Consider the following 2,177-nt stretch of genomic DNA (forward strand, 5'->3'; position numbering starts at 1 on the left):
TTCCATATAAGGTAAATTTGTTTTTCTGATATTTGAGACATTGGAACATACCCATTACAGCGTCTGATGATAATTGTGTTCATAGGACAAACTATTTATTTCCCATATGAGATCAATTATCTATGTCTCATCTCACATCAATACTCTTCGTACTGGCTATAACATTGATTATTCTGGGAAGCCCTTCTGGTGCGGATGTCAACAAAACATACTACAACGGGTATTCTTTTGATCCAGAACTTGTCCCTTCAGGGATGATCCCCTACGAACCCGGATGGTCCCATGGTTCACTCTTTAGTGCCCCAAACTGGCTGCTAGCCCAGATCGATCAAAACCTGACGAGTACGGTCCTGGATCGGGGAGTCACCCCGACTCCGACTCCGGTAATCGCTTCAGATGCATATGAAACATATATGTCAGAAGGATTTGCTGCTCTTGAGGGGGGAAATTACCGTGCTGCATATACCGCGTTTCAGGCTGCAACAGAACTCAAACCTGATTCATCCGATGCATGGTATGGTCTTGGAATAGCTCTTGAAAGTCAGAAAAGATTTCTGTCAGCTCTTGATGCCTATACGAAAGCCATCTCATATGCACAAGGAGCATCCTCCAAATGGGCGTCATATGCAGGAAAGGGAAGGGTTCTCTATAGCTTAAACCGGTATGCAGAAGCGAAATCAGCCCTTGAAACTGCAATTGAGCAGTACGAAAAGGCAGGAGTGTCCCACCCGGATGAACGCGAAGAGATATCCCGGCTCCTTGAAGAGCTGAACCAGAGAAATATTGTTCAAAATCCGGTACCGATGTCAGCATACATCCCTCCGGTGGTTTCCGGAGTATAACCAATTTTTCCACCTTCTTTCACTCAGGATTTTCAGAATATGATAGAATACTAAAAAGACTCAAACATAATCATATTTTGTTAAAGATAGATGGATTGCATATCATTCCATTGAAAAAAACCAGTGAATACGATTAATCAGGTATCCTATTGAAACTATGACTCACCATATTTTCGGGCCGGTCATCTCAAGACGACTTGGACGATCTCTGGGAATTGACCTCATCCCCTTTAAGACATGCTCATACAACTGTGTATACTGCGAATGCGGGGCAACAACTGATCTCACATCACAGCGAAGGGAATTTTTCAGAACCGATGAGATCATCCACCAGTTGGATACTATCCTCTCCTCAACTCCAAAACTTAATTATATTACGTTTGCCGGATCAGGCGAACCCACCCTCTCGCTCTCCCTCGGCCCTGTTTTGGCCCACCTGAAACAAAACTATGATCAGTATCAGGTGGCGGTCCTGACAAATGGAAGTCTCTGTACTGACCCGGATGTACGGCGGGATCTTCTCCGTGCTGATCTCGTAAGTCCGACGATAACCACACCCACACAAGAGATTTTCGAGAGAATTCACCGTCCGGTTCCGGGATTATCGGTAACCAGGATCATCCAGGGACTAGAAAGCCTGAGGAACGAGTATTCAGGTCAGATCTGGCTTGAGGTATTTTTGATCCCCGGACTGAACACCATTGAAAATGAACTCAGCCTGCTCCGGTCAGCGGTATATCGCATCAGGCCGGACCGGATCCAGCTCAATTATCTTGACCGGCCGGGAACCGAGGCATGGGTATCTGCACCTGACCCGCTGCAATTACAGAGGATCCAGGAGTTCTTCGCTGAAGGAGGGATACCGGTTGATATCACCGGATTTGATGAGTCAGGTACTCTTCTTACCCAGGATGACAGTATCGCCCGGATTGACGAAACACTCCGTCGCCGCCCCTGTACTGCTGAAGATATCGCACATATGACGGGTCTTCAGGCACCGGAGGTAAGAAAAAAACTGGCCCTGATGGTTCAGCAGGGTATCGTGCAGGCAAAAAGTGGGGAACGGGGAATTTTTTATTGGATCTCCTCGAAGGACTGAAAAGGTACCTGATCATCAGATCTGTTCACTCCTGACCTTGTTATACTCCAATCAGGATGAACCGCATGATTCCACCCACGAAAAATGCGGTGATTGCCATAACGATAACCGATTTTATCATTCCGGAGAGCCCAAGCTCACGATACAGTACTGCAAAAGCCCCGGCACAGGGGAAGTACATCGTCAGCGTGGTGACCGCTACAACCATCTGCTGGGCGGTCATATCCAGGGGAAGG

2 protein-coding genes and 1 pseudogene are annotated in these 2,177 nt (G+C 47.0%); 2 read left to right on the top strand and 1 reads right to left on the bottom strand.

Annotated features, from left to right (window positions below):
- Positions 1–122 precede the first annotated feature (122 nt).
- Together PLA23_RS12770 and PLA23_RS12775 are read left to right on the top strand one after the other, a co-directional pair.
- Positions 123–842, top strand: coding sequence for a tetratricopeptide repeat protein (locus PLA23_RS12770; RefSeq protein WP_324475432.1), 720 nt, complete (start codon positions 123–125; stop codon positions 840–842).
- Between the two features lie 157 nt (positions 843–999).
- Positions 1,000–1,941: a radical SAM protein gene (locus PLA23_RS12775; protein WP_324475433.1), complete on the top strand. Its 942-nt coding sequence runs from the start codon at positions 1,000–1,002 to the stop codon at positions 1,939–1,941.
- A gap of 40 nt (positions 1,942–1,981) precedes the next feature.
- Here the strand turns inward: PLA23_RS12775 and PLA23_RS12780 are convergent.
- Positions 1,982–2,177 (bottom strand): annotated as a pseudogene (locus PLA23_RS12780) (ferrous iron transporter B); the annotation flags it as partial.

This window comes from Methanospirillum sp. (assembly GCF_035406105.1).
Taxonomy (GTDB): domain Archaea; phylum Halobacteriota; class Methanomicrobia; order Methanomicrobiales; family Methanospirillaceae; genus Methanospirillum.